At 75.2% G+C, this 25,861-nt stretch carries 24 protein-coding genes; 14 read left to right on the top strand and 10 right to left on the bottom strand.

The genetic code is table 11. The features are described from left to right. Nucleotides 1-6 precede the first annotated feature (6 nt). Nucleotides 7-663, top strand: a complete 657-nt coding sequence (locus SCK26_RS31480) for a response regulator transcription factor (protein ID WP_318204725.1) — start codon at nt 7-9, stop codon at nt 661-663. Nucleotides 664-758: 95 nt separating this feature from the next. Next, nucleotides 759-1,913, top strand: a complete 1,155-nt coding sequence (locus tag SCK26_RS31475) for an ROK family transcriptional regulator (RefSeq protein WP_318204724.1) — start codon at nt 759-761, stop codon at nt 1,911-1,913. Between the two features lie 334 nt (nt 1,914-2,247). Here SCK26_RS31475 and SCK26_RS31470 read toward each other — a convergent pair whose 3' ends face one another. Beyond that, on the bottom strand, nt 2,248-3,009 hold the full coding sequence (locus SCK26_RS31470) for a GntR family transcriptional regulator (protein ID WP_318204723.1): 762 nt from the start codon (nt 3,007-3,009) through the stop codon (nt 2,248-2,250). Between the two features lie 278 nt (nt 3,010-3,287). After that, nucleotides 3,288-4,172 carry an RNA polymerase sigma-70 factor gene (locus SCK26_RS31465; RefSeq protein WP_318204722.1) on the bottom strand — a complete coding sequence of 295 codons (885 nt, stop codon included), beginning with the start codon at nt 4,170-4,172 and terminating at the stop codon, nt 3,288-3,290. Between the two features lie 136 nt (nt 4,173-4,308). Between SCK26_RS31465 and SCK26_RS31460 the strand changes: the two genes are divergently transcribed. From SCK26_RS31460 to SCK26_RS31450, 3 genes are all read left to right on the top strand, one after another. Then, nucleotides 4,309-5,139, top strand: coding sequence for an alpha/beta fold hydrolase (locus tag SCK26_RS31460; RefSeq protein ID WP_318204721.1), 831 nt, complete (start codon nt 4,309-4,311; stop codon nt 5,137-5,139). Nucleotides 5,140-5,258: 119 nt separating this feature from the next. Next, nucleotides 5,259-6,845: an alkaline phosphatase D family protein gene (locus SCK26_RS31455; RefSeq protein WP_318204720.1), complete on the top strand. Its 1,587-nt coding sequence runs from the start codon at nt 5,259-5,261 to the stop codon at nt 6,843-6,845. Nucleotides 6,846-6,977: 132 nt separating this feature from the next. Next, nucleotides 6,978-8,408 carry a GNAT family N-acetyltransferase gene (locus SCK26_RS31450; RefSeq protein ID WP_318204719.1) on the top strand — a complete coding sequence of 477 codons (1,431 nt, stop codon included), beginning with the start codon at nt 6,978-6,980 and terminating at the stop codon, nt 8,406-8,408. A 57-nt stretch (nt 8,409-8,465) separates the two neighbouring features. On the opposite strand, the gene SCK26_RS31445 is transcribed toward SCK26_RS31450, so the two are convergent. Continuing rightward, nucleotides 8,466-9,671, bottom strand: coding sequence for a trans-sulfuration enzyme family protein (locus SCK26_RS31445; RefSeq protein WP_318204718.1), 1,206 nt, complete (start codon nt 9,669-9,671; stop codon nt 8,466-8,468). A gap of 60 nt (nt 9,672-9,731) precedes the next feature. On the opposite strand from SCK26_RS31445, the gene SCK26_RS31440 reads away from it, so the two are divergent. Both SCK26_RS31440 and SCK26_RS31435 read left to right on the top strand, forming a co-directional pair. Next, a complete protein-coding gene (locus SCK26_RS31440; RefSeq protein ID WP_318204717.1) occupies nt 9,732-10,217 on the top strand; it encodes an Lrp/AsnC family transcriptional regulator in 486 nt (161 codons plus the stop codon). A 53-nt stretch (nt 10,218-10,270) separates the two neighbouring features. Further along, complete coding sequence (locus SCK26_RS31435; RefSeq protein ID WP_318204716.1) at nt 10,271-11,959, top strand: DUF885 domain-containing protein; 1,689 nt, start codon at nt 10,271-10,273, stop codon at nt 11,957-11,959. A 39-nt stretch (nt 11,960-11,998) separates the two neighbouring features. Here SCK26_RS31435 and SCK26_RS31430 read toward each other — a convergent pair whose 3' ends face one another. Beyond that, nucleotides 11,999-12,826, bottom strand: a complete 828-nt coding sequence (locus SCK26_RS31430; RefSeq protein WP_318204715.1) for an SDR family oxidoreductase — start codon at nt 12,824-12,826, stop codon at nt 11,999-12,001. Between the two features lie 138 nt (nt 12,827-12,964). Here SCK26_RS31430 and SCK26_RS31425 point away from each other — a divergent pair, with 138 nt between their 5' ends. The 4 genes from SCK26_RS31425 (at nt 12,965) to SCK26_RS31410 (ending at nt 16,698) form a co-directional block, all read left to right on the top strand. Beyond that, entirely contained in the window at nt 12,965-13,657 is a 693-nt protein-coding gene (locus tag SCK26_RS31425) for a hypothetical protein (protein ID WP_318204714.1), read from the top strand. 153 nt (nt 13,658-13,810) lie between these two features. Beyond that, nucleotides 13,811-14,041, top strand: a complete 231-nt coding sequence (locus SCK26_RS31420) for a ferredoxin (protein WP_318204713.1) — start codon at nt 13,811-13,813, stop codon at nt 14,039-14,041. Continuing rightward, nucleotides 14,031-15,422 carry an NAD(P)/FAD-dependent oxidoreductase gene (locus SCK26_RS31415; RefSeq protein WP_318204712.1) on the top strand — a complete coding sequence of 464 codons (1,392 nt, stop codon included), beginning with the start codon at nt 14,031-14,033 and terminating at the stop codon, nt 15,420-15,422. The genes SCK26_RS31420 and SCK26_RS31415 overlap by 11 nt, the downstream gene beginning before the upstream one ends. A 31-nt stretch (nt 15,423-15,453) precedes the next feature. After that, a complete protein-coding gene (locus tag SCK26_RS31410) occupies nt 15,454-16,698 on the top strand; it encodes a cytochrome P450 (protein ID WP_318204711.1) in 1,245 nt (414 codons plus the stop codon). A 14-nt stretch (nt 16,699-16,712) separates the two neighbouring features. Here the strand turns inward: SCK26_RS31410 and SCK26_RS31405 are convergent, their stop codons facing one another. Next, on the bottom strand, nt 16,713-17,189 hold the full coding sequence (locus tag SCK26_RS31405) for a rhodanese-like domain-containing protein (protein ID WP_318204710.1): 477 nt from the start codon (nt 17,187-17,189) through the stop codon (nt 16,713-16,715). A 95-nt stretch (nt 17,190-17,284) separates the two neighbouring features. Between SCK26_RS31405 and SCK26_RS31400 the strand changes: the two genes are divergently transcribed. After that, nucleotides 17,285-17,731, top strand: coding sequence for an Lrp/AsnC family transcriptional regulator (locus SCK26_RS31400; RefSeq protein WP_059248055.1), 447 nt, complete (start codon nt 17,285-17,287; stop codon nt 17,729-17,731). On the opposite strand, the gene SCK26_RS31395 is transcribed toward SCK26_RS31400, so the two are convergent. The 3 genes from SCK26_RS31395 to SCK26_RS31385 form a co-directional block, all read right to left on the bottom strand. Continuing rightward, nucleotides 17,728-20,721 carry an SMC family ATPase gene (locus SCK26_RS31395; RefSeq protein ID WP_318204709.1) on the bottom strand — a complete coding sequence of 998 codons (2,994 nt, stop codon included), beginning with the start codon at nt 20,719-20,721 and terminating at the stop codon, nt 17,728-17,730. The two genes, SCK26_RS31400 and SCK26_RS31395, sit on opposite strands and share 4 nt — an antisense overlap. Then, nucleotides 20,718-21,881, bottom strand: coding sequence for an exonuclease SbcCD subunit D (locus SCK26_RS31390; protein ID WP_318204708.1), 1,164 nt, complete (start codon nt 21,879-21,881; stop codon nt 20,718-20,720). The genes SCK26_RS31395 and SCK26_RS31390 overlap by 4 nt, the downstream gene beginning before the upstream one ends. Before the next feature lie 106 nt (nt 21,882-21,987). Beyond that, entirely contained in the window at nt 21,988-22,614 is a 627-nt protein-coding gene (locus SCK26_RS31385) for a YigZ family protein (protein ID WP_318204707.1), read from the bottom strand. Nucleotides 22,615-23,434: 820 nt separating this feature from the next. On the opposite strand from SCK26_RS31385, the gene SCK26_RS31380 reads away from it, so the two are divergent. Next, nucleotides 23,435-23,671, top strand: a complete 237-nt coding sequence (locus SCK26_RS31380) for a hypothetical protein (protein WP_318204706.1) — start codon at nt 23,435-23,437, stop codon at nt 23,669-23,671. Nucleotides 23,672-23,683: 12 nt separating this feature from the next. Beyond that, nucleotides 23,684-24,454: a hypothetical protein gene (locus tag SCK26_RS31375; RefSeq protein ID WP_318204705.1), complete on the top strand. Its 771-nt coding sequence runs from the start codon at nt 23,684-23,686 to the stop codon at nt 24,452-24,454. Here SCK26_RS31375 and SCK26_RS31370 read toward each other — a convergent pair. Both SCK26_RS31370 and SCK26_RS31365 read right to left on the bottom strand, forming a co-directional pair. Next, nucleotides 24,423-24,965, bottom strand: coding sequence for a histidine phosphatase family protein (locus SCK26_RS31370; protein ID WP_318204704.1), 543 nt, complete (start codon nt 24,963-24,965; stop codon nt 24,423-24,425). The two genes, SCK26_RS31375 and SCK26_RS31370, sit on opposite strands and share 32 nt — an antisense overlap. Next, on the bottom strand, nt 24,962-25,732 hold the full coding sequence (locus SCK26_RS31365; protein WP_318204703.1) for a hypothetical protein: 771 nt from the start codon (nt 25,730-25,732) through the stop codon (nt 24,962-24,964). The genes SCK26_RS31370 and SCK26_RS31365 overlap by 4 nt, the downstream gene beginning before the upstream one ends. Nucleotides 25,733-25,861 lie beyond the last annotated feature (129 nt).

Below are 25,861 nucleotides of genomic sequence, written 5' to 3'. Positions count from 1 at the left end.
GTCCGAATGCCGGTCACCGTCCTGCTCGTCGACGACGAACCCCTGGTCCGCGCGGGTCTGCGGGCCGTGCTGGAGGCGCAGCCCGACATCGAGGTGGCGGGCGAGGCGGCCGACGGCGCGGCGGTCATCCCGCTGGTACGCCAACTGCGGCCGGACGTGGTCGCGATGGACGTCCGGATGCCGCTGATGGACGGTATCGAGGCCACGCGCGCGGTGCTGCGCACGGTGCCCGATCCGCCGAAGATCCTCGTGGTGACCACCTTCGAGGACGACGAGTTCGTGTACGAGGCGCTGCGCGCGGGCGCGGACGGTTTTCTGCTGAAGCGGGCCCGCCCGGCCGAGATCGCGCACGCGGTGCGACTGGTGGCGGCCGGCGACTCGCTGCTGTTCCCGGCCTCCGTACGGCGGCTCGCCGCCCGGTACGGCGACGGCGGCCGGCCGGCCCGGGCCGCGCTGGAGCGGGCCCGGCTGACCGAGCGGGAGGCGGAGGTGCTGCGGCTGATGGCACGCGGGCTGTCGAACGCGGAGATCGCCGCGCGGCTGGTGGTGGGCGCCGAGACGGTGAAGTCGCATGTGAGCGCCATCTTGGCCAAGCTCGGCGCGCGCGACCGCACCCAGGCGGTGATCGCGGCCTATGAGTCGGGGTTCGTGGAGCCGGGCTGAGCGGGCCGGGGCCGCGCGCGCAACCCGGCACTCGCCGGGGTGCGCCCCGCCGAGTACGATCCGGCCAACACGCCAGCGAGCTGGGAGGACGGACGGTGGGGCAGCTGACCGGCGGCGATCCCTCGCTGCTGCGAAGGATCAATTCCGCGGTGGTGCTGCACGCGCTGCGCGCCACGGACTGCGCGACGCTCACCGAGGTGACCCGGGTCACCGGGCTGTCCCGGCCGACCGTCGAGGGCGTCGTGGAGGGGCTGATCGAGGCCGGTCTCGTGGTGGAGACGGCGGCGGACGAGGGCGGCACGCGCCGGCAGGGGCGGCCCGCGCGGCGGTTCCGGTTCCGGGCCGAGGCGGGTCATCTGCTGGGCCTGGAGATCGGGCCGCACCGGGTCGCCGCGCTCCTGTCCGACCTGGACGGCCGGGTGCTGGGCGCGCAGGCCAAGGAGGTCGGCGAGGAGGCCCCGGCGGACGAGCGGCTCGACCGGCTGCGCGGCGCGGTCGCCGAGCTGCTGCGCCGGGCCGGGGTGGCGCGCGGTTCGCTGCGCGCGGTGGGCGTGGGCACGCCGGGCATCGTGGAGGCGGACGGCACGGTGCGGCTGGGCACGGCGCTGCCCGGGTGGACGGGGCTGCGGCTCGGGGAGCGGCTGAGCCGGTCCTTCCGCTGTCCGGTGCTGGTGGAGAACGACGCCAACGCGGCGGCGCTCGCGGAGCACTGGAAGGGTGCGGCGGCGGAGACGGACGACGTGGTGTTCGTGCTGGCCGGGCTGAGCCCCGGGGCCGGTTCGCTGATCGGCGGACGGCTGCACCGGGGGTACGGCGGGGCGGCCGGTGAGATCGGCGCGCTGCATCTGCTGGGCCGGGAGGCGACGCCGGAGGCGCTGCTCTCCACCACCGACGAGCCGTTGCACCCGCTGGACGAGCAGGCGGTCGCCGAGGTGTTCGCGCTGGCGCGCGGCGGTGATCTGCGGGCGCGGGCGGCCGTGGAGCGGTACATCCAGCGGCTGGTGCACGACGTGGCCGCGCTGGTGCTGGCGCTCGATCCGGAGCTGGTGGTGATCGGCGGCTGGGCATCCGGTCTGGACGGCGTGCTGGAGCCGCTGCGCCGCGAACTGGCCCGCTACTGCCTGCGTCCGCCCCGGGTGGCGCTGTCGGTCCTCGGCGAGGCGGCCGTCGCCACGGGGGCGCTGCGGCTGGCCCTGGACCATGTGGAGGAGGAGTTGTTCGCCGTGGACGGCACGGTGACGCGGCGCTGAGCCCGGCCGTGGCGCGGACGCGGGTCACCGTACCGCCACGGCGGCCCCGGCCCGGACCGGCGAGGCCGACACGGCGATGACCCGGCCGGACCCGACCGCGCCGCGAACATGCGCCATCTCGTCGGTGACACGGCGGAACACAACGGAAGCGGGCCCGCGCCGGCAGACCGGCACGGCAGTCATCTGGCTGGATTCAGTCGCACCGCGGGCAGGGACACCGCCTCGGCAACGACCCGGCGGAACACGACCGAACTTCGTCGCGGGGCCGCGGGCCGGCAGGCGGCCCCGCGTTGCGGGGTGTGTGGTCCGTCCGGAGGGCCGGGCGGTGCGGAGGTCAGGAGGCGCGCTGCTCCGGGTCGTGGTGTATCTCGACCCCCGCCGAGTCGCCGAAGGTGAGCCGGCAGGTGTCGGCGCGGTAGGTCGCCACCGACAGGGCGGCGGTGCGGCCCTGGGCGAAGAAGCGGGTGGTGACGAGGAGGACCGGAGAGCCGGGGAGCCGGTCCAGTGCCCGTGCGTCCTCCGCGCGCGCGGAGCCCAGCTCGACCGCGCGGTCCTCCCCCTCCAGCGGCAGGTGCTGAAGCTCCCGCAGCACCGCACGCGCGCGTGCCGCGCCGGAGGGCGCGTCGATCGCGGTCAGGCCGGGCACCGAGGCCGCCGGGATGTAGAGCAGTTCGGTGGCGACCTGCTGGTTGTGGGACATCCGGGAGCGGCGCACGGTGTGCACCACTTCGTCCGCGCCGGTCTCCAGCGCGGCGGCGACGGCGGCCGGCGGCACCGCCTGGGCGCCGTCGACGGGCTGCCAGGCGTCTCCGGCGGCGCCGGGCCAGTCGTGCCGCCGCGTGCCGACGGCCACGCCGACGCGCGGGGGCGCGACGGTGGTGCCGACCCCGCGCCGGCGTTGCAGCCGGCCCTCCAGCTCCAGCTGTTCGAGGGCCTGGCGGAGCGTGGCGCGGGCCACGCCGAAGCGGGCGGCCAGGTCACGTTCGTTGGGCAGGATCTCGCCGACCGAGAACTCGGAGTCGAGTGCCTCGCTGAGCACGGTCTTGAGATGCCAGTACTTCGGTTCCGGTACCGATTCCAGCTGCGTGGTCCCCACCCTGTCCTCCGCGAGAGCCGTGGTCCGGCGGTTTTTGGCGCCCTTGTTTATTAAAGGTTGTTGCACTTCTCTGCGACCATAGGGCGGCGCTCACCCTTGGTCAAGACCAATCCTCGGCCGCCTCGTCGGTATCCGGACGCCCGGCAGCGAAGCGTTCACGAGGCGTTCGCGCGCGGCGGTGTGTGTGACATCGCGGCAAAGCTCCCGTCGTACGGTGACGTCCGCGGTACGACGAAGCCCCCGCCGGGACGGCGGGGGCTCGGGGCGGAGGCGGTGGCTCAGCGGCCGGCGAGGTGCCGGAGCTTGTCCGGGTTGCGGATGATGTAGACGGACGTGATGCGGCCGTCGGCGACGTCCACCTGGAACAGGCTGTCGGGCTCGCCGCCGACCGAGATCAGCAGGGCGGGGCCGCCGTTGGTCTCCAGGACGCGATGGGTCCGGTCCGCCGGGGCGGTGCGGGCGGCGCCGACGAGGAAGCGGCCGACCTTGTCGGCGGTGTGCAGGACGCGCACCGGCGCCTTGGCCTTGCCGCCGCTGTCGCCGACCAGCCGGACGTCCGGGGCGAGCAGGGACATCAGCCCCTGGAGGTCGCCCCCGCCGGCCGCGGCGAGGAAACGCTCGGTCAGTTCGCGGCGCCGGGCGGGGTCGACGTCGTAGCGCGGGCGCCGTTCGGCCACGTGCCGGCGGGCCCGCCCGGCGAGCTGCCGTACCGCCGGCTCGGTCCGTTCCAGCAGCTCGGCGATCTCGGCGTACGGGTAGCCGAACGCCTCTCTGAGCACGAACACCGCCCGTTCCAGCGGGGACAGCGATTCCAGGACGACCAGGACGGCCAGGGAGACCGTGTCGGCGAGCACGGCGCGGTCGGCGGAGTCCGGTGCGGTACCGGCGGACTCGGTGAGGTACGGCTCGGGCAGCCAGGGGCCGACGTAGGCCTCGCCGCGCCGCTGTGCCTGGCGCAGCCGGTCGATGGCCAGCCGGGTGGTGACGCGCACCAGATAGGCGCGCGGTTCGCGAACCTCCGCGCGGTCGGCGTGGTACCAGCGCAGCCATGCCTCCTGCACCACGTCCTCCGCGTCGGCGACCCGGCCGAGCATGCGGTAGGCGACGCCCATGAGCAGGGGCCGGTGTTCTTCGAAGACGTCGGTGGCGGGCTGTGCGGTCACGGGTCCATCCCATCGGACCCGCCTGCCGGTGTCCACCCGGAATCGGGGCCGGTGCCCGCCAAGGGCTACCCGCCGGTAGGCAGTTGCTGACAAGCTGTCTACGGCGTCCGCCGGCAGCACAGACGAGGAGCACCCCATGTCCGCCACCGTCTCCTTCCAGGTCCCCGCCCCCCATGGCCCCGGCGAGGTGACCGTGTCCTACGCGCGCGTGGGCCGCGGTGAACCGCTGGTCCTGCTGCACGGCATCGGCCACCACCGGCAGGCCTGGGACCCGGTCGTGGACATCCTGGCCACCGAGCGCGAGGTGATCGCCGTGGACCTGCCGGGGTTCGGCGCGTCACCGGGGCTGCCGGACGGTCTGGCCTACGACCTGCCGACCACCAACGCGGTGCTCGGCGCCCTGTTCGAGGCGCTGGACCTGGACCGCCCGCACGTGGCCGGGAACTCGCTGGGCGGTCTGCTGGCGCTCGCACTGGGCCGGGACAGACTCGTACGCTCCGTCACCGCCCTGTCCCCGGCCGGTTTCTGGTCGCGGGCGGAGCGGCGCTACGCCTTCACGGTGCTGCTCGGCATGCGCGGCATCGCCCGGCGGCTGCCGCCGCCGGTGGTGGCGGGGCTGTCCCGCACGGCGGCCGGCCGTACGGCGCTGACCAGCACCATCTACGCCCGGCCCGCGCGCCGTTCGCCGGCGGCGGTGGTCGCCGAGACACACGCGCTCGCGACGGCCACCGGCTTCGAGGCGACCCTGCGGGCGGGCGCCGCCGTCCGGTTCACCGACGATGTGCCGGGCCTGCCGGTCACGGTGGCCTGGGGCACGCGGGACCGGATCCTCGTGCGCCGCCAGGGCATCCGCGCCAAGCGGCTCATCCCGCACGCCCGGCTGGTGCGGCTGCCCGGCTGCGGTCACGTCCCGATGAACGACGACCCGGCGCTGGTGGCGCGGGTGATCCTGGACGGCAGCCGCTGAGCGGTGCCGAGGGCCCCGGGCGGCCGGGCGGAGTTCACCTCCGGTTCGCGTGCCGGCCGCGCCGCCCCCGTAGGTGTGGCTGTGCACACCGGCCGGATCCCGTCCCTGGAGGCGCAGCCATGTCCCACCGCCCGTTCCCGGGCCGCCGCAGCGTTCTGCGCGGCTCGCTCGCCGCGTCGGCGGCCCTGACCCTGCCCGTCGGCCCCGGCGCGGCCCCGGCGTTCGCCCGCTCCGGCCGGCCCGGGGCGGGCTGGGGCGTGCAGACCGGCGACGTGAGCGCCGACTCGGGTCTGGTGTGGGTGCGCGCGGACCGGCCCGCCCGGATGATCGTGGAGACCTCGGCCACCGAGTCGTTCCGCAACCCGCGCCGGTGGCACGGTCCGCTGCTGGGCGCCGGCACGGACTTCACCGGCACCACCCGGCTGCACGGCCTGCCCTCCGGCGAGCAGATCCACTACCGGGTGCTGCTCGCCGACCCGGACGACCCGCGCCGCACCGGCGAGCCCGTCACCGGCACCTTCCGCACGGTCTCCCGGCGCCGCCGGGACGGCGTGCGGTTCCTGTGGTCGGGCGACCTCGCCGGGCAGGGCTGGGGCATCAACCCCGACCTCGGCGGCTACCGCATCTACGACGCCATGGCCGGACTGGACCCGGACTTCTTCCTGTGCAGCGGCGACTCCATATACGCCGACGGCCCGATCTCCGCGACCCAGGCGCTGCCCGACGGCGGCACCTGGCGGAACGTCACCACCGAGGAGAAGGCGAAGGTCGCCGAGACCCTGGCCGAGTACCGGGGCAACTTCCGCTACAACCTGCTCGACGCCAACCTGCGCCGCTTCAACGCCCAGGTGCCCTCGGTCGTCCAGTGGGACGACCACGAGGTGCGCAACAACTGGTACCCGGGCGAGGTGATCGCCACGACCGACGCCCGGTACACCGAGAAGAGCGTCGACGTCCTCGCGGCGCGCGCCCGGCGGGCGTTCAGCGAGTACTTCCCGGTCCCCACGCTGCGGCCGGGCGCCAGGGACGGCCGGGTGTACCGGGTGCTGCGCCGGGGCCCGCTGCTGGATCTATTCGTGCTGGACATGCGCACCTACCGCAACGCCAACTCCCCCGACGACCAGACCACCGACCCCGAGGGCATCCTCGGCCGGGAGCAGCTGGAGTGGCTCAAGCGGGAGCTGGCCCGCTCGCGCGCGGTGTGGAAGGTGATCGCCGCCGACATGCCGATCGGGCTCGTCGTACCGGACGCGACGGAGGGCCGGCCGAACTTCGAGGCGGTGGCCCAGGGCGACCCGGGTGCGCCGCTCGGGCGTGAGCTGCAGATCGCCGAGCTGCTGCGGTTCGTCAAGCACCGGCGGATCACCGGCACGGTGTGGCTGACGGCGGACGTGCACCACACCTCCGCCCAGCACTACCAGCCGTCCCGGGCCGCGTTCACCGACTTCGAGCCGTTCTGGGAGTTCGTCTCCGGGCCGCTGAACGCGGGCGCGTTCCCGGCGAGCCCGCTGGACGGCACGTTCGGGCCCGAGCGGGTCTTCGTGAAGGCACCGACCGCGTCCAACGTCTCGCCCGCCGGCGGCTACCAGTTCTTCGGCGAGGTGGACATCGACGGGGACAGCGGCGAGCTGACGGTACGGCTGCGCGAGCAGGACGGCGGCGTGCTGTTCAGCCGGACGCTCCAGCCGGGGCGGGTCGGGCAGTAGGCGGACGGGCGGCCGGAGCGAGGAGGGCGCCCGGTCGGCCGTAGAAAATGCAACAAAAGGGACGGAGCATGCTTTACCCATCGGACACAATCAGTTCGTGATCGCGCAACACCCCTCCTGCACAGTGGCCGCATGACTCCAGAGATGCCTGATGTGACCCGGGCCCGGCACGGGCGGCCCGTGCACCACTGGCGGCGGGACCTCGTCGAACTCGCCGCGCTCTTCACCGCGGTGGCCGTCGCGGACGCGGTGGCCAACCTGATCGGGCACGGCCCGGACGGGCCGGCCCTGCTCGTGATCTCGGCGATCGTGCTGGCCGCGACGGCGGGCTTCCACGTGTGGTGGTCACGCCGCCACGGACACGCGCCGCCCGCCGGCGATACCGGTGCCCGGCCGACCGCCGCGACGCGGCCGGCCGGGCCGTCCGAGCGGCCCGGCGCCCCGGCGGCCGGACTGCCCGGCCCCGGCGCGCTGTGGCGGATGCGGACGACGGTGAAGGACGAGCCGGGGTCCCTGGCCGCCCTGTGCACGGCGCTCGCCGAGCACCGGGTCGACATCCTCAGCCTCCAGACCCACCCGCTGGCCGACGGCACGGTGGACGAGTTCCTGCTGCGGGCGCCGGGCGCGCTCACGGCGGCCGGGATCACCCGGGCGGTCGCGCTGGCCGGGGGCACGTCCACGTGGATCGAGCGGGCCGACGCCCACGATCTGGTCGACGCGCCGACCCGGGTGCTGGGCCTGGCCGCCCGTACGGCCCTGGACGCCTCCGAACTTCCGCTGGCGCTGCGCCAGCTGCTGGGCCGGTGCACGATCCGGTCGCTGCCCGGCACGCCGGCCGGCGCCGGCCGGGGCCCGCTGCCGGTGCCGGCCGAGGGGGTGCTGGAGGACACCGTGATGCGGCTGCCGGCGCCCGAGGGCGGGGTGCTCACCGTGGAACGGCCGTATCTGCCGTTCACGCCGACGGAGTTCGCGCGCGCCCGGGCGCTGGTGGAGCTGGACGGACGGCTCGGGCCGCGGATTCCTCGCGGGCAGGACGTGCTGACGCTGCCCGAGGGCGACGACATCACGGTGCGCCGGGTGGACACCGGGGACCTGCCCGCGGCCAGGGCGATGCACGACCGGTGCTCGGCGCGGACGCTCGGGCTGCGCTACCACGGCCCGGTCGGTGACGCCGACCGCTATCTGAACCACCTGCTCAGCCCCCGCTTCGGCCGCACCCTGGCCGCGCAGACCGCGGCCGGCCGGATCGTCGGCCTCGGGCATCTGCTCTGGGACGGCGACGAGACGGAGGTCGCGCTGCTGGTCGAGGACGAGTGGCAGCGGCGGGGCGTCGGCGGCGAACTCCTCGGCCGGCTGGTGTCGATGGCCGCGGAGGCCGGCTGCGCGAGCGTGTACGCCGTGACCAAGGCGTCCAACACCGGCATGATCGCCGCGATGCGCGCCCTCGGCCTCCCGCTGGACTACCAGATCGAAGAGGGCACCCTGGTCATCACGGCCCGCCTGGAGGCGCCTCCGCAGCCCTCCGCCGCTCCCCACCCCACCAGTCCGGCCCACCGCGACTGACAGCCACCGTCAGGGCCCGGCGAACCGATCCTTCGGCGCCGGGCCCTCGGCCCTGTCTCAGCGCACCGACTCCTCCAACGCCCTCGCGCCCTGCCGTGCGCGCGCCGCGCCCAGGGCCTGGTCCAGGTCCGCCCACAGGTCGTCCACGTCCTCCAGGCCCACGGACAGGCGGAGCAGGCGGTCCGTGACGCCCGCGTCGTGCCGGTCACCGGCGTCCACGATGCGGTGGCTGATGGACGCGGGGTGCTGGATGAGCGTGTCGACGCTGCCGAGGCTCACCGCGGGAGTGACGAGCCGCACCCGGGAGATCACCTCGTGCGGATCGCCGTGGACCTCGAAGGCGACCATCGCGCCGCCGAGGCGCGGATAGCGCACCCGGGCCACCCTCGGGTCCGCGGCGAGCCGCCGGGCCAGCTCGGCGGCGGTCGCGGAGGCGGCCCGTACCCGCACCGGGAGGGTGGACAGTCCGCGCAGCAGCAGATAGCCGGCCAGCGGATGCAGGACGCCGCCCGTGGCGAACCGGATCTGCCGCAGCCGTCCCGCGAACTCCTCGTCGCAGGCGACCACCCCGGCCAGCACGTCGCCGTGGCCGCCGAGGTACTTGGTGGCGCTGTGCAGCACCAGCCGTGCGCCCTGTCCGGCCGGCCGCTGGAGCACCGGCGTGGCGAAGGTGTTGTCGGCGAGCAGCGGCACCGGGCCGCAGGCGCGGGCGACGGCCCGCAGGTCGACCTCGGCGAGGGTCGGATTGGCCGGCGATTCGACCATCACCAGCCCGGTGTCCGGCCGCAGCGCACCGGCGATGCCGTCCGGGTCGGTCCAGGTGACCTCCGTGCCGAGCAGCCCGGCGGTCAGCAGGTGGTCGCTGCACCCGTACAGGGGCCGCACCGCGACGGCGTGCCGCAGGCCCGCCGAAGCGCGGGCCAGGAGCACCGCACTGAGCGCGGCCATGCCGCTGGCGAAGGCGACGGCGGTCTCGGTGCCCTCCAGCCGGGCGAGGGCGGTCTCGAAGCGGGCGACGGTCGGGTTGCCGAGGCGGGCGTAGACCGGCGGGCCGGCCAGGTCCGCGCCGGCGGTGGCGAAGGCGTCGATGCGGGCGGCCTCGGCCCGGCTGTCGTGGGACGGGTAGGTGGTGGACAGGTCGATCGGCGGGGCGTGCAGGCCCTGACGGGCCAGGTCGTCGCGGCCGGCGTGCACGGCCTCGGTGGCCAGGGCTCTCGGTGCGGTGCGTACTCCGTCGTAGGCACCGGTGCTCGCTGTGTCCATGGGCGAAAGGGTGAACACCGCCCGGTTCTCCGGCGCCAAGTGCCGTGCTACGTTCGGCACATGGCCGAGTCCGTCGTACTGGATCCGGTGGATCTGCATCTGCTGCGGCTGTTGCAGAACGACGCCCGGACCACCTACCGGGACCTCGCCGCGCAGGTGGGCGTGGCCCCGTCGACCTGTCTGGACCGGGTGGCCCGGCTGCGCCGCTCGGGCGTGATCCTCGGCCACCGGCTGCGGCTGGACCCGGCCAAGCTGGGGCGCGGCCTCCAGGCGCTGCTGTCGGTGCAGGTACGGCCGCACCGGCGGGAGCTGGTCGGGCCGTTCGTGGAGCGGATCCGGGCGCTTCCGGAGGCGCGGACGGTGTTCCATCTGACCGGCCCGGACGACTATCTGGTGCACGTGGCCGTCGCGGACGTGGCCGACCTCCAGCGGCTGGTACTGGACGAGTTCACGGCACGGCGCGAGGTCGCCCGGGTGGAGACCCGGCTCGTGTTCCAGCAGTGGGAGTGCGGGCCGCTGCTGCCGCCCGGCCACGCCCGGAGCTGAAACGCGCCGTACGCGGGTGACGCGGTGATCTCCGGCGTACGAGGATGGGCCGCATGTCCGATACCCAGATCCCGCTGCCCCGTCAGGTCGCCGACGCCTATGTGGACGACCTCATCGCCCTCGACCCGGTCACCGGCACCTACCTCGGGGTGCCGGAGAGTTCGAGCCGGCTGCCCGACTACTCGCCCGCGGGATGGGACGCGCAGGCGCGGCTGACCCGGGCCACCCTCGCGAGGCTCGACGAGGCGGAGCGGCAGCCCGGCGCGGACAGCGATGCCGAACGGCGCTGCGGGCGGCTGCTGCGGGAGCGGCTGACCGCCCGGCTCGCCGTGTACGAGGCGGGCGAGCACCTGCGCGAGGTCGGCAACATGCACACACCCGGCCACGAGGTGCGGGAGATCTTCACGGTCACGCCGGCCGACACGGAGGAGGACTGGGCGGCGATCGCCGAGCGGCTGCGCGCGGTGCCGGATGCGCTCGCGGGCTACCGCGCCTCGCTCCGGCTCGGCCTGGACCGGAAGCTGTTCGCGGCGCCGCGGCCGACCGCCACGTTCATCGGCCAGCTGACCGAGTGGGCGGGCACCGGCGAGGGCCGCGGCTGGTTCGAGGACTTCGCCGCCGCGGGACCCGAGGCGCTGCGCGCGGAGCTGGACGAGGCGGCGCGGGCGGCGACCGGCGCCGTGGTGGAGCTGCGGGACTGGCTGCGTCAGGTGTACGCGCCGGCGGTCGAGGGCGCCCCGAACGTGGCCGGCCGGGAGCGGTACGCACGCTGGGCCCGCTACTACAACGGCACCGACCTGGACCTGGACGAGGCGTACGCCTACGGCTGGGCGGAGTTCCACCGCCTCCTCGGCGAGATGCGCGAGGAGGCGGAGAAGATCCTGCCCGGCGCGAAGACGCCGTGGGCGGCGCTCGCGCACCTGGACGCGCACGGCCGGCACGTCGAGGGCGTGGACGAGGTCCGCGACTGGCTCCAGGGGCTGATGGACCGGGCGATCGAGGAACTGGACGGCACCCACTTCGAACTGGCCGAGCGGGTGCGGCGGGTGGAGTCGTGCGTCGCGCCGCCCGGCGGTGCGGCGGCCCCCTACTACACGGGCCCGTCGGAGGACTTCTCCCGGCCCGGCCGGACCTGGCTGCCCACGATGGGCCTGACCCGCTTCCCGGTCTACGACCTGGTCTCGACGTGGTACCACGAGGGTGTGCCCGGCCACCATCTCCAGCTCGCGCAGTGGGTGCACGTGGCGGACGGCCTCTCCCGCTACCAGGCGACGGTCGGCATGGTCAGCGCCAACGTCGAGGGCTGGGCGCTGTACGCGGAACGGTTGATGGACGAACTGGGTTTTCTCCGCGACCCGGAGGAGCGGCTCGGCTATCTGGACGCGCAGATGATGCGCGCGGTGCGGGTGATCATCGACATCGGTATGCACCTTGAACTGGAGATCCCGGCCGACTCCCCGTTCCGTCCGGGCGAGCGCTGGACCCCGGAGCTGGCGGAGGAGTTCTTCGGGGCGCACAGCAGCCGCCCGGCGGACTTCGTGGAGAGCGAGCTGACCCGCTATCTGACCATGCCGGGGCAGGCCATCGGCTACAAGCTGGGCGAGCGGGTCTGGCTGCTGGGCCGGGAGCGGGCGAGCGCGCGGCACGGCGCCGCGTTCGACCTGAAGGCCTGGCACATGGCGGCGCTGTCGCAGGGTTCGCTGGGCCTGGACGACCTGCTGGACGAGTTGTCGCGGCTCTGACCCGCGGGGCCGGCGGCTGCCGGCCCCGCTCATCCGGCGTCAGCGCCGGAAGCCGCCTTCGGAGTTGATCACCTGTCCGGTGATCCAGTGCGCCTCATCGGTGGCCAGCCAGGCGATGAGGCGGGCGGGGTCGTCGGGCACGCCCCAGCGTCCGGCGGGGAATAGCGCGGCCACGGCCGCGCGGGCCTCGTCGGTGGCGTAACCGGTGTCGACCGGGCCGGGATTGACGGCGTTCACCGTGATCCGCCGGTCGGCGAGCGCGGTGGACAGCGAGCGGGTGACGGAGGCGAGGGCGCCCTTCTGCAAGGCGTAGGCGATCTCGCCCGGCATCCCTCCGCCCTGGTCCTGGCCGGAGGTCATCAGCACCACGCGTCCGCCGGGGGCGTCCTCGGGCAGGGCGGCGCGCGAGCGGGCGTACGCCTGGACGAGCAGCAGCACCGAGCGGGTGTCGACGGCCCAGTGGGCGTCCAGCATGGCCGCGTCGATGTCGTCCAGGGTGCCGTCGGAGCCGCTGAGGGCGTGGTTGGCCACGAGGATGTCCAAGCGGCCGAACTCCTCGGTCACGGTGCGGACCAGCCGGGCCGGTTCCGCCGGGTCGGCCAGGTCGCCGGGGCCGGAGACGACCCGCGCCCGGACGTCGCCGAGCGCCTCGCGTACGGAGTCGGCGACGGCGTCGGGGCTGTCGGCGCCCCAGGGCATGGCGGCGTCGTGCGGTACGTGGTGGTGCAGGTACACGCTCGCGCCGTAGGCGGCCAGCCGCCGGGCCACGGCGTGCCCGATCCCGGCCCGCCGGGAGGCACCGGTGACGAGAGCGGTCCGGCCGCGCAGGGGCAGGGGGTCGCGGCGCAGTTCGGCAGGTGTCGGCATGGACGCCCACCTTAGGGAGGACGGCCGGGGAGGCGCGAGCGGTTTTCCGCTCCGCCGGACGGCCGTCTCCCGGTGGCGCGGCCGGCGCGGAGGTGGCCCGCTGGTGCCGGGGGCCGACACGGAAAGGCGGGCCGGGCCATGCGGGAGAACGCGCCGGGGCACAGGGCGCTGCGGACACCGCGTGCCGCGGGTCTGGCCGGGGTCGTCTTCGCGCTGCTGGCGGCGGCGATGGTCCTGGTCAGGCTGGCCATCCCGGAGGGAACCGAGGCGGTCACCGTCCGGGGGTTCACGGACTCCGGGCGGCGCGGCGCGCTGCGGGCGGCCCTCGCGCTGGTGCCGTTCGCCGGGATCTTCTTCCTGTGGTTCCTCGGCGCGGTCCGCGCGCACGTCGGCGCGGTCGAGGACAAGTTCCTCGCCACCGTCTTCCTGGGCAGCGGGCTGGTCTTCACCGCCACGCTGTTCGGGGCCGCCGCGGCGGCGGGTGCCGTGCTGGCGGTGGCCCATCCGCCGGGTGTGCCGCCGCTGTCGGCGGCCTGGGACTTCGGCCGCCACCTCGCCTACACGCTGATGACGGGGTACGCCATGCGGATGGCGGCCGTGTTCGTGTCGTCCCTGTCTGTCATGGGCCACCGGCTGGGCGTGCTGCCGCGCCCGCTGACGATCGCGGGCTTCGTCACCGTGCTGGTCCTGCTCTTCGTCTCGTCGAACGTGCCCTGGGCGGAACTCGTCTTCCCGGCCTGGTCGCTGCTGATCGGCCTGCACATCCTCGGGGCGGGCGGCCGGGGGCCGGGGGACGGACAGGGTGCGGGGCCGGGGCGGGACGCCGGGTAGGGCGCCGGGCGCTCACTCGATCGGCGTGCCCGGCGCGCGGGCGCCCGGTCCCCGCTCGATGCTGGCGAGCGGGGGGAGACCGCCGTCCGGAGCCCGCCCGCGCGAGCCGTGCTGCGCGCGCCGGACCTCGCCACTCGAAAGGGCGGAGCGCCGATGAGGCTCGTCGTCGATCTCAACAAGTGCCAGGGGTACGCCCAGTGCGCGTTCCTCGCACCCGATGTCTTCGCCATGCACGGCGAGGAGGCGCTGATCTACGACCCGTGCCCGCAGGAGGAGCAGCGGGAGCGGGTGGCGCGGGCGGTGGCCGCCTGCCCGGTGCGGGCGATCACCGCCGACGGGCTTCACCGCGCGGGCGGGACCCAGGAGGCGTCCGATGTCCGCTGACCACGTGGAACGGCTCAGACGCGAGGGTCGGATCGTGATCGTGGGCGCCTCGCTGGCGGGCCTGCGGGCGGCCGAGACGCTGCGCGCGGAGGGCTTCGCCGGTGACCTGACCCTGATCGGGGACGAGCCGTGCGAGCCGTACGACCGGCCGCCGCTGTCGAAGTCCGCGCTGCTGGGCATGGCGTCCCCGCTCCGCACGGAGCTGCCGCGCCGCCGGGAGATCGACGCGAAGTGGCGGCTGGGTGTCGCGGCGACCGGGCTGGACCTGGCGGCCAAGCGGGTCCGGCTGGCCGACGGGGACGAGGTGGAGTACGACCGGCTGCTCATCGCGACCGGGGTGCGGGCCCGGCCGTGGTTCAACGAGGAGGAGGCCCGGCTGGACGGGGTGTGCGTGCTGCGCACCCGACAGGACGCGGCCGACCTGGCCCGGCGGCTGAAGGCGGGACCGCGGCGGGTGTTCGTGATCGGCGCCGGGTTCGCCGGCTCGGAGGTCGCCTCCGCCTGCCGCGAGACGGGCCTGCCGGTCAGCATGGCCGAGCGCGCGGCGGCGCCGCTGGTGGGGGCGCTCGGCGGGGTGGTCGGCGCGGTCGCGGCGGACCTCGCGACGGAGCACGGCGTGGACCTGCGCACCCATGTCACGGTGACGGCGCTGGAAGGAGACACGGTCGGCAGGGTGCGGGCCGTGCATCTGTCCGACGAGAGCGTCGTCGAGGCGGATGTGGTGGTGGTGTCGCTGGGATCGCTGCGCAACACGGAGTGGCTGGCCGGGTCGGGGCTGGGCGCTGGGCCCCGGGGCATCGCCTGTGACGCGGGCTGCCGGGCCTTCGACTTCCGGGGCATCGTCACGGACGACGTCTTCGTGGCGGGCGATGTGGCACGCTCCCCGCACGCGCTGTTCGGCTACCAGTTCCTGTCGCTGGAGCACTGGGGCAACGCCGTCGCGCAGGCGGAGACGGCCGCGCACAACATGATCTGCGACGGCGCCGACCGGCGCCCGCACCTGTGGATGCCGGCCTTCTGGTCGTCGATGTTCGGGGTCAACATCAAGTCGGTCGGGGTGCCGCCGATGGGCGAGCAGCTCATGATCACGCAGGGTTCGCTCGCCGAGCGCCGGTTCGTCGGGGTCTACGGCCACCAGGGACGGATCGTGGCCGCCGTGACCTTCGACAACGCGCGCTGGCTGGAGTTCTACCAGCGGCAGATCGAGCGGGGCGCGCCGTTCCCGGTGGAGTTCTCGACGCCGGACCGCCGGCCGGAGGGCCGGCAGCCGGTGCCGGCCGGTTTCCCGGACCCGTCGCTGCCGACCCACGGGCCCATGGTGACCCTCACCGGCTACTCGCCGGCCGACCAGCAGCTGGTCTTCCACCCCGCCCGCCACTGACCTCCCGGCCCCGACGCCCCAAGGAACCGCCATGCCGCACACCTCGCTGGCACGCCAGATCACCGATTTCAAGAACCGCGCCGACCCGTATCCGCTGTACGAGGAACTCCGCCGGACGCCGGTGCTCCACGAAGAGGAGGGCGGCCCGTATCTCATCAGCTCGTACTACGACATCGAGGCGTTGCTGCACGATCCGCGGATCAGCTCCGACGCGGCGAACCTGGCCGCCGCCGGGGAGGACGGGCCGGGCGAGCCGGAGGAGACGGGCGGGCTGCCGCCGTCGTTCCTGCGGCTGGACCCGCCCGAGCACGACCGGCTGCGCCGCATCGCCAACACCGGGTTCGGCCCGCCGCACCGGCCGCGGCGCATCGAGGGCATGCGCGGCGCCATGCGGGAGATCGTCACCGGGCTGATCGACGGCTTCGGGGACGCCCGCCGGGTGGACCTGGTGGACCAGTTCGCCTATCCCTTCCCGGTGACGGTGATCTGCCGGCTGCTCGGAGTCCCCCGGGAGGACGAGCCGACGTTCCGCACCTGGGTGGACCCGCTGGTCGCGAGCCTGGACCCGCAGAAGCGGCCGGGTGGAGACGAGGCGGCGGAGCACCAGCGGGCCGCGCGGGAGGCGCGGATGCGGCTCGGCATGTACCTGTCCGGGTTGGTCGAGGAGCGGGTCAGGGAGCCCCGCGAGGACCTGTTGTCCGACCTGGTGAACAGCAGGGGCCCGGACGGCTCGATGACGACGATGGAGGTGCTCAGCACCTCGGTGCTGCTGCTGATCGCCGGGCACGAGACGACGGTCAACCTGATCACCAACGGCATGCTGACCCTGCTGCGGCACCCGGAGATCCTGCGGCGGCTGCGGGAGGACCCGGGGCTGTCGGTCACCGTCGTGGAGGAACTGCTGCGCTACGAACCACCGGTGCAGCTCGTGCCGCAGCGCACCTGCGTCACCGACATCGAGGTGCGCGGGGTCACCATCCCGAGAGGCTCGCGGATCTGGCTGATGCTGGCCGCGGGCAACCGGGACCCGGAGCGGTTCAAGGACCCCGACCGGTTCGACCCGGACCGCGAGGACCTCCGGCACCTCGGCTTCGGCAGCGGCATCCACAGCTGCTTCGGCGCCCCGCTGGCCCGCCTGGAGACCCAGATCGCGCTGTCCGAGCTGGCCCGGCGGCTGGAGAACCCCCGCCTGGTGGAGGATCCGCCGCCGTACCGGGACAACGCCGTGCTGCGCGGGCCCCGGCACCTGCACGTCGCCTTCGACGGGCTGCGCTGACCGGCGGTGGCCGTTCAGCAGCCGCAGTCGCCGTCGACGGGCGCGGTCAGCGGATCGGCGTCCCGGCGGGCCGGGCCCTGCCAGGTCTCGTAGGCGAAGCCCTCGCGGGCCCAGTACTCGAAGCCGCCGAGCATCTCCTTGACCCGGTAGCCGAGTTCGGCGAGGGCGAGGGCGGCGCGGGTGGCCCCGTTGCAGCCGGGACCCCAGCAGTACGTCACCACGGGCACGGACCTGTCGAGGAGCCGTTCGGCCTGTTCACCGATGAGCGCGGTCGGCAGGTGGACCGCGCCCGGGACGTGGCCCTGGTCCCAGGAGGCGGTGGACCGGGTGTCCACGACGACGAATCCGGGGTCGCCGCCGGCCGCGAGCGCGGCGGCCACGTCGGAGACGTCGGCGTGGAAGGCGAGGCTCGCCCGGAAGTAGGCGGCGGCCTCGGCCGGCGCGGCGGGGGCGACCCGCAGGACGGGGTTCTCGGAAGCGGTGTCGATCATGACGGGAAATCTACGGTCCGCAGGGCACCGCCCTGAAGGGCCGATCCACGGGCCTGCCCTTGTCCCGCCGGGGTTTTCCCTGCTATCCATCCGGGATGACCGTGTATTCCCCGGACGCCACCGACTGGCGCATCCTCGAAGTCCTCCAGCGCGACGGACGCTCCAGCTACGCCGAGCTGGCGCGCGCCGTGTCCATGTCGCCGAGCGCCGTCACCGAGCGGGTACGGCGGCTGGAGGAGGCCGGAGTGATCCAGGGGTACGCGGCGGTGGTCGACCCCGAGCGGCTCGGCCTACCGATCCTGGCGTTCGTGCGGCTGCGCTACCCGAACGGCAACTACAAGCCCTTCCACGACCTGGTCGCGGCCACCCCCGAGATCCTGGAGGCGCACCACGTCACCGGCGACGACTGCTTCGTGATCAAGGTCGCCGCGCGGTCGATGTCCCACCTGGAGGAGGTCTCCGGCAGGATCGGCGCACTGGGCTCGGTGACCACCAGCGTGGTGTACTCCTCCCCCTTGCCCCGCCGCCCGCTGGGCCGCTAGGCCGCTCCCCGCTGCCGCAGCGAGGAACCCGTGCGGCCCTTGACGACCTCCAGCTGGGCGTGGATGCGGCGGCGCAGGTCGGGGACGTGGCTGACGATGCCGACGCTGCGGTCGCGTTCGCGCAGGGAGTCGAGGACGTCCAGGACCTCGTCCAGGGTCTGGTCGTCCAGGCTGCCGAATCCCTCGTCGATGAAGAGGGTGTCCAGGCGGACGCCGCCGGCCTCCTCGGTGACGACGTCGGCGAGGCCGAGGGCGAGCGCGAGGGAGGCGAAGAAGGTCTCGCCGCCGGACAGGGTCGCGGTGTCCCGTTCCCGCCCGGTCCAGGCGTCGACCACGTGCAGCCCGAGCCCGCTGCGGCCGCGCCCGGTGCGGTCGTCGGAGTGGACCAGGGTGTAGCGGCCGGACGACATGCGCTGGAGGCGTACGGTCGCGGCGGCGGCGACCTGTTCCAGCCGGGCCGCCAGGACGTACGACTCCAGGCGCATCCTGCGTTCGTTGTCGGCGGAGGTGCCCGCGGCGAGGGCGGCGAGCCGGGCCACCCGGTCGTGCTCGGCGCGCAGCGGGGCGAGCCGGCGCACCGCCTCGGCGGCGCGCGCGGAGAGCCGGTCCAGCTCGGCGCGGCAACGGTCGGCGGCGTCGCGCGCGGAGCCGGCCTCGCGCAGCCGCCGTTCGGCGGCGGCCGCCGCACGTTCGGCGGCGGCCGGGTCGGCGGGCGGCCGCTGGGCCGCCGCCGTGGTGCCGGGCTCGGCGAGGACCGCGCGGACCGCGGCCTCCTCCTGCTGCCAGGCGTCGAGGCGGCGCTGGAGTTCGCGGTGGGCGGCGGGGTCCAGCAGGGCCTCGGCGGCGGCCCCGGGGGTGTCGAAACCGGCCCGGTAGGCGGCGTCGGCGAGACGGGCGTCGGCGTCCTTCAGCCGCCGGGCGGCGTCCTCGGCGGCGCGGACGGCGTCGGCGGCCTCGGTCAGCCGTGCCGCGAGCCGCTCCAGCTCCGCCGCGCGCGCCGCCACGCTGGCCGAGCCGCCTCGCGCCTGCTCCAGTTCGCCTTCCAGCAGCGCCTGTTCGCGTTCCAGGGTGTCGCGGCGGGTGAGCCGGGAGGCGGCCCGGACGGCGGCCTGCTGGCGGTCGGCGAGGCGCCGCTCGCGCTCCTGCTCGGCGCGCCGCAGCTCCTGCTGGGCGGCGTGCAGGGCGGAGGCGTCGCGGCGGGCGCGGGCGTACTCCCGCTCCAGGTGGCCGGCCTCCTCGGCGAGTTCCGCGGCCGGGGTGTCGCCGGCCTCGGCGCCGGCGGCGGCCAGGGCCTCGCGGACCTCGCCGAGCCGCCGTTCGTCCGCGGCGTGCTCCTCCTCGGCCCGCCGGCCGGCGGCGAGGGCGCGGTCCTCGGTCTCGCGGTCGACGTGTCCGGCGGTCTTGCGCGCGGGCGCGGGGTGGGCGGTGGCGCCGCAGACGGCGCAGGGCTCGCCGTCGGTGAGGTGGGCGGCGAGTTCGGCGGCGATGCCGGCCAGCCGCTGTTCCTTGAGGTCGAGCCAGTGGGCGCGGGCGTCGAGGGCCCGCCGGCCGGACTCTTCCGCGCGTTGCCGGGCCTGTTCGAGGTCGGCGGCGAGCCGGTCGCGGGTACGGGCCGCGGCGAGCCGCCGCGCCATGGGCTCGCGCCGCACGGCGAGCTGTTCGGCGCGGGTGGCGGCCTCCTGCGCGGAGTCGACGCGGGTCTGGAGGGCGGCGCGGGTGGTGTCCCAGTCGGCGAGCCAGGCGTCGGCCTCGCGCAGGACCTCCTCGTCGGCGCGTTCCTGCCGGTCGAGTCCGGCGCGTTCCTCGGCGAGTCCGGCGAGCCGGCGTTCGGCGCGCCGGGCCGCGTCCAGGCCGCCGAGTTCCTCTGCGGCCCGGCGGGCGGCGGCGGCCAGTCCGCTCGCGTCGGCGCCCGCGTACGCGTCGGGGAGCGCTCCGCGCGCGCGGGTCTCCGCCTCCGCCGCCCGGCGGTGGTCCCGGTCGGCTTCCTCGCGCAGCTCCAGCGCGGGCGCGACCGCCTCCGCCTTGCGGGCCCGCTCCATGCGCTCCTGGTTCCCGCGGTGGTCGCCGGACCGTTCCCGGAGCCGCTCGAGGCGCTCCCGGGCCGCGGCGAACCGGTCCTGGAGGCGGGCGAGTTCGCGGGCCTCGTCCAGGGCGTGCCGGGCCGCGGCGTGGGCGGACTCGGCGGCGTCGAGCCGGCAGCGGGCGATGTCGAGGCGTTCCCGGGCGGTGCTGCGGGCGACGGCGGCGGCTTCGAGGACGGCCTCGGCCAGCCCGGGGTCGCCGGGGGCAGGCTCGGGCAGCTCCATGGCGTCGCCGGCCTCCTGCTGCATGCGGTGGGCGTCGGCGAGCAGCGCGGTGTCGCCCTCGCGCACCCGGGCCTCGGTGGCGCGGCGGCGTTCGGCGAGGCGCTTCTCGACATCGGCGAAACGCTGGGTGTCGAAGAGCCGGCCGAGGAGGCGTCCGCGTGCCTCGGCGTCGGCGCGCAGGAAGCGGGCGAAGTCGCCCTGGGGCAGCAGGACGACCTGGCAGAACTGTTCGCGGCTCATGCCGAGCAGCTGTTCCACCTCGGCGCCGATCTCCTGGTGGGAGCGGCTGAGGTCCTTCCAGGCGCGGGCCCGGGCGTCGTACTCGCGCAGCCAGGTCTGGGCCTTGTCGACCGTCATGCCCTTGCCGCGCAGCTTGGGCCGCTCCCACGCGGGCTGCCGGGTGATCTCCAGGCGGCGGCCGGCCACGGTGAGTTCGAGGCGGACCTCGGTTCGGGTACCGGGCGGGGCGTGGTCGCTGCGCAGGTGCATGCCCTGGCTGCTCTGCCGGGCACCGGGGACGGAGCCGTAGAGGGCGTAGCAGACGGCGTCCAGGACGGAGGTCTTGCCGGCGCCGGTCGGGCCGTGCAGCAGGAACAGCCCGGCGGCGGACAGCGCGTCGAAGTCGACGCCGTGGGTGGCGCCGAAGGGGCCGAAGGCGGTGATGTCGAGCCGGTGCAGCCTCACCGGGCCACCTCCCGCGCGGTGTGGTCGGCGCGCACGGCGTCGAACGCCTCGCGCAGTACGGCGGCCTCGTCCGCGTCGGGCCCGGCGCCGCGCACATGGGCGACGAAGTCCTGGGCGACCTGTTCGTCGCTGCGGCCCGCGAGCCGCCGGGCGTAGGAGACGCGGGGGTCGTCGGGGGCCCGTTCGGGGGCGAAGACCAGGCTGAGGGTGTGCGGGAAGCGCTCGGTGAGCCGGGCCATGGGCTCGGCCGGGCGGACCGGGTCGGTGAGGGTGGCCTCGACCCAGGCGTCCTCGTGGCGGGCCAGCCCCGGGTCGGCGAGGAGGTCGTCGAGGGTGCCGCGGATACGGGCGAGCGGGCGCGGCACCGGGCAGTCGACGCGGTCGGCGGTGACCGAGCCGTCCGCGTCCAGGTCGATCAGCCACATGCTCTTGCGGTGGCCGGCCTCGGAGAAGGAGTAGGCGAGCGGCGAGCCCGAGTAGCGCACGCGTTCGGTGATGGTCTGGCAGCCGTGCAGATGGCCGAGCGCCACATAGTCGGCGCCGTCGAAGACGCCGGCCGGTACGGCGGCCACCCCGCCGACGGTGATGTCCCGCTCGCTGTCGCTGGCCTCGCCGCCGGTGACGAAGGCGTGGGCGAGGACGACGGACCGCGTGCCCGGCGCGCGGCCGGCGAGATCGGCGCGGACGCGGTCCATGGCGGCGCCGAGGACGGCCTCGTGGCCGGCCTTGCCGACGCCGAACTCGTCCTTCACCAGGGCTGGTTCGAGGTACGGCAGGCCGTAGAAGGCGACGTCGCCGTGGGTGTCCTGGAGGATCACCGGGGTGCCGGCGGCGGACGGCTCGGTGCGCAGGTGGATGCCCGCGCGGTCGATGAGTCCGGCGCCGACGCCGAGGCGGCGGGCCGAGTCGTGGTTGCCGGAGATCATCACCGTGGGCACGCCGAGGTCCGCGAGCCGGTGCAGGGCGGTGTCGAACAGCTCGACGGCGGCGAGCGGGGGCACCGCGCGGTCGTACACGTCGCCCGACACGACCACCGCGTCCACCGCGCGCTCACGCACGGCGTCGACGAGGTGACCGATGAACCCGGCCTGGGCCTCCAGCAGGCTGACCCGGTGGAAGGCCCGGCCGAGGTGCCAGTCGGACGTGTGCAGGATCCTCATGGGCCCCGAGACTAACGGCCGGGTCCGACATCACGGCCGGTCGCTCCGGCGCCGGCCGCCATCACCTGCCGCACCAACGGGCGTTATGACCGATTTGTGGCAATTATCAGGCGTCTCCGTAGGCTTCGCCGCCCAGTTCGAAGCCGGCCGTGCCCGCCGTCACATCGGCGAGCCAGGCCCGGAAGGCGTCCACGTCGGCGTCCGGCAGGCCGATCTCGAGGGTGACGGCCTCGCCGTAGCGGACGTCGCGCACCTCGCGTCCGGTGGCGCGCAGGTCGTTCTGCACCTTGCCGGCGCGCTGGTGGTCGACGGTCACCGTGGCCAGCCGGAAGCGGCGCCGGGTGATCGTGCCGAGCGCGTCCAGGGCCTCGCCGACCGAGCCGCCGTAGGCACGGATCAGCCCGCCCGCTCCGAGCTTGACACCGCCGTAGTACCGGGTGACCACGGCGACCACGTACCGCATGTCGCGGCGCAGCAGCATCTGCAGCATGGGCACGCCGGCAGTACCGCCCGGTTCGCCGTCGTCGCTGGCCTTCTGCACGGAGGCGTCGGCGCCGATGACGTACGCCCAGCAGTTGTGGGTGGCGGCGGCGTGCTCCTTGCGTACGGCGGCGATGAAGTCCTGCGCCTCCTGCTCGGTGGCGGCCGGGGCGAGGGCGCACAGGAAGCGGGAGCGGTTGATCTCGGTCTCGTGCACGCCCGCGCGGGCGACTGTGCGGTACTCGTCCTGCATCCGGCCAGCCTATCCGTGACCGTCGCGGGTCGAGACGGCTCGTCCGAGGAGTCCCGCCGGGCCGGGGCGTCGAGCGGGCGGGGCCCGGCGGTCCGGGCCCCGCCCGTGGGCGCGCGCCGCTGCAACAGCGCACGACCGGTGTTTCCCCTGTTGTGTCGAGTGGCAACGGCCGGGGAAGCCGCGATCAGGAAACCACCACCGGACCGCGCCTACGCGGCCGGGGCGCAGCAGGCGGCGGGAAGCCGGCGGACACCGGCACCGGGCCACGGCCGCGGGCAGGGCAGGGAGGTCCGCTGCCTGGTCGTCCTCCGAAGGAGGGCGGCCGGTGGCCGGTGGCCTGGGCCGAGGGTGCTGCCGAAGGCAGGCGCGCCCGCCCCCGTCGTCGTATGAATCGGTGTGCCGATGCCTGCCTCCTCTCCTCAATCCGGTCACGCCGGAGCACGACTGGGCTCCGGCCATGGCGGCTTCGGCCTCGGCAACAGGGCATGACACCTCGTGTGTCACCCGTGCCGAGGCAGTGGACCCACTCTGGCCCTTTGGGCGATGGGACCTCAAGGTCCGTTACACCGCCGAAGCGGGACACGGAAGGTACGGTCGCCCCTTCTCCGGGCGGAGGACTCGCGGTGGCCTGCGGCGATGCGTTCAGGGCGTTCCACCACAGCCGGGACAGGATGAAACGGCGCGGGAGCACCGCCTTGTCGGCGTTCGTTGAAGGGCTCGAAGGTAGGGGCGAGGCTCCTTGTCCGCCGGCTCTGCAAGGCCGGCGGGCGGCACGCGGGGCCTCGGTGTCGAGTGGCAACGAGCCGAGGAGGCAGACACGTTGAAGAAGAACGCGCCCACCCGCACCGTGTGCGTCGAGGGCCCGGCCGGGGCCGGCGGCCGGGTGCTGCCCGCTCCGGCCGTGGTCGTGGTGGTGGTCGTCCTGCTCGTCACGGCAGGGCTGTCGGTGCTCGGGACGGCCCTGGAGGCGGTCGTCCCGATCGTCGTCACCGGCGGGCTGCTGGGCAGGGAACTGGTCCGCGGCCTGGTCGCCGTCCTCTCTCCGCAGCGGGCGTGAAGGGAGAACGGGATGGGGCGCACTTCCGGCGCCCTGGTACGGCACACTCCCGTGGAGACGCTGGCGCAGTGGCTCGAGTCGCTGCGCCGGCGGTCGGGGACGAGCTGGGACCAGATGGCGCGGATCGCTGTCGCGAGCGGCCTGCCGGCCACTCGTTCGACTCTGTACCGGGCGGCGCGGGGTGAGGCGCTGCCGAAGTGGAGGACCGTCCAGGCGTTCACGCGGGTGTGCGGGGGTGACGAACGCGAGGCCAAGCGGCTGTGGACCGCCGCCGCCCGGCACGAGGCCGCGGACGGCGGGGCGGCGCCGCGCGTCACGGCCCCGCCGCCGCGGTTCATCACCGAGCCGTGGCAGCTCGTCCACGCGATGCGGGAGATGTGCCGGGAGAACGGCCACCCCACCCTGCGGGAACTGGAGGAGAGGGCGTACATCGACATCGCGAACAAGGTGAGCCTGCTGCCGAAGAGCACCCTGGGCGCCGTTCTGCGGGGCCGGATGCCCGCCCGGGACCTGCTGCTGAACTTCGTCCGGTACTGCGGGAACGTCCCGGAGAGCCGGCTGGGGGACTGGGCGGACGCCTGGGACCGCGTGCACGCCCTCCACGGCCACCATCGCGCTCCCCGGCCGCGGGCGGGACGGCGGGCCCGGGCGAAGGCGCCCACGCCCACCCGGCCGCGGAACTCCCCGCCCGGCCCGAGCGGCACCGCGACGGCGTCGCGTACGGCCCCGGGCACCCGGCGGACCCTGTCGGCTAGCTCTTCTTCCTTCCGCGCGGGACCGTGAAGGAGGTGAGCAGGGCCGTGCCCGGGGTGAGGGTCCGCCAGGTGGTGCCGTGCCAGGTGAGGACGGCGAACGCCGAGGTCGGGAACTTCGCCCGTACCCGGTCCAGGGTGTCGTCGAGCGCGTCGGCGGCCAGCGCCGGCACCAGCTCCTCCAGGCCGGGATTGTGCCCGATCAGCAGCAGGGTGCGCACCTCGGCCGGCACCTCGCGCACCACCTCCAGCAGCTGCGGCACGCCGGCCGCGTACAGCCGCCGGTCGTAGCGCACGGGCGGCGGCGTGGCCCACTCGGCGGAGACCAGCTCCCAGGTGCGGCGGGCCCGTACGGCGGTGGAGCACAGGGCGAGGTCGGGCAGCGAACCGGCGGCGAGGGCGCGGCCGGCGGCCGGCGCGTCCCGCAGCCCGCGGGGCGCGAGCGGCCTGAGCCGGTCCTCGACGCCTGCCGGCCAGGCCGACTTGGCGTGCCGCAGCACCACCAGCCGGCGCAGCGGACCGGTGCCGGCCGGCCCGGTCACGCGGGGCTCCCGAGGTCGCGCGCGAGGTCCAGCGCGAGCAGGCGGTCGGCGTAGACGCACGTCTCGAAGCGGGCTCCGTCCGGGATGCCGGGCGCGCTCGCCGCGTCCCGCAGGACACCGAGGACCGCGGGCAGGTCGAGATCGTCCTCCCAGGCGGCGCGCAGCCGCTCGCGCACCTCGCCGGGCACCGGCCTCGAGGGCCGCCGGGCCCAGCGGGCCACGGCCCGCCGCCAGCGGGCGAGGGTCCGCGCGGCCTCGTCCAGCGTGGCCGGGTCCAGCCGCGCGGGCTCGCCGCGCGGTACGGCGAGCAGGGCCAGGCGCAGGGCCGGGGGGTCGGACAGCAGCGTCGCGAGCACGCCGGGGCCGCCGTCCGGCCCGGACGCGGCGCCGGGCCCCGGGGCCCACTCCACGCCGGCCACCGCCACCACCGGACCCTCCCCCACCGTCTCCGCGCGGTCCCGCCGTACCACGTGGACGGCCTGGGCCTCGCCGAGGCCGGAGGCGAGATCACGGCTGTCCTCGAAGGGGCGGATGGCCAGGCGCGTGCCGGCCGTGCGCAGTTCGGGCTGGTGGCGGGGGGCGGTGAGGATCGTCCAGACCGGGGTGCCGCCCAGTTCCAGGGCGCGCACGAGCAGGTCGGCGGTGAGCAGGACCCGCAGGGCCGTCGGATCGAGTCCGCAGGCGTGGGCTTCGATACGGGTCAGGGCGCGCCGGGCGGGCGCGGCGGGTACGGGCTCACCGGTTCGGGCGTCGAGGATGCGCAGCACGGGGCGAGCGTAGGTCGGGTCGGCGGGCGTATGCAGCAGCTTGCGCCGATTCCGGACAGCGTGCCGCGCCGCGGCGGGAATCCGCGCCCACCACAGTGACGTTTCCCCGGGACAGTTCCCGCAGCCCGA

It is taken from the genome of Streptomyces sp. SCL15-4, assembly GCF_033366695.1.
Classification (GTDB): Bacteria; Actinomycetota; Actinomycetes; order Streptomycetales; family Streptomycetaceae; genus Streptomyces.
This window is presented reverse-complemented; position numbering and strand designations above follow the sequence as displayed.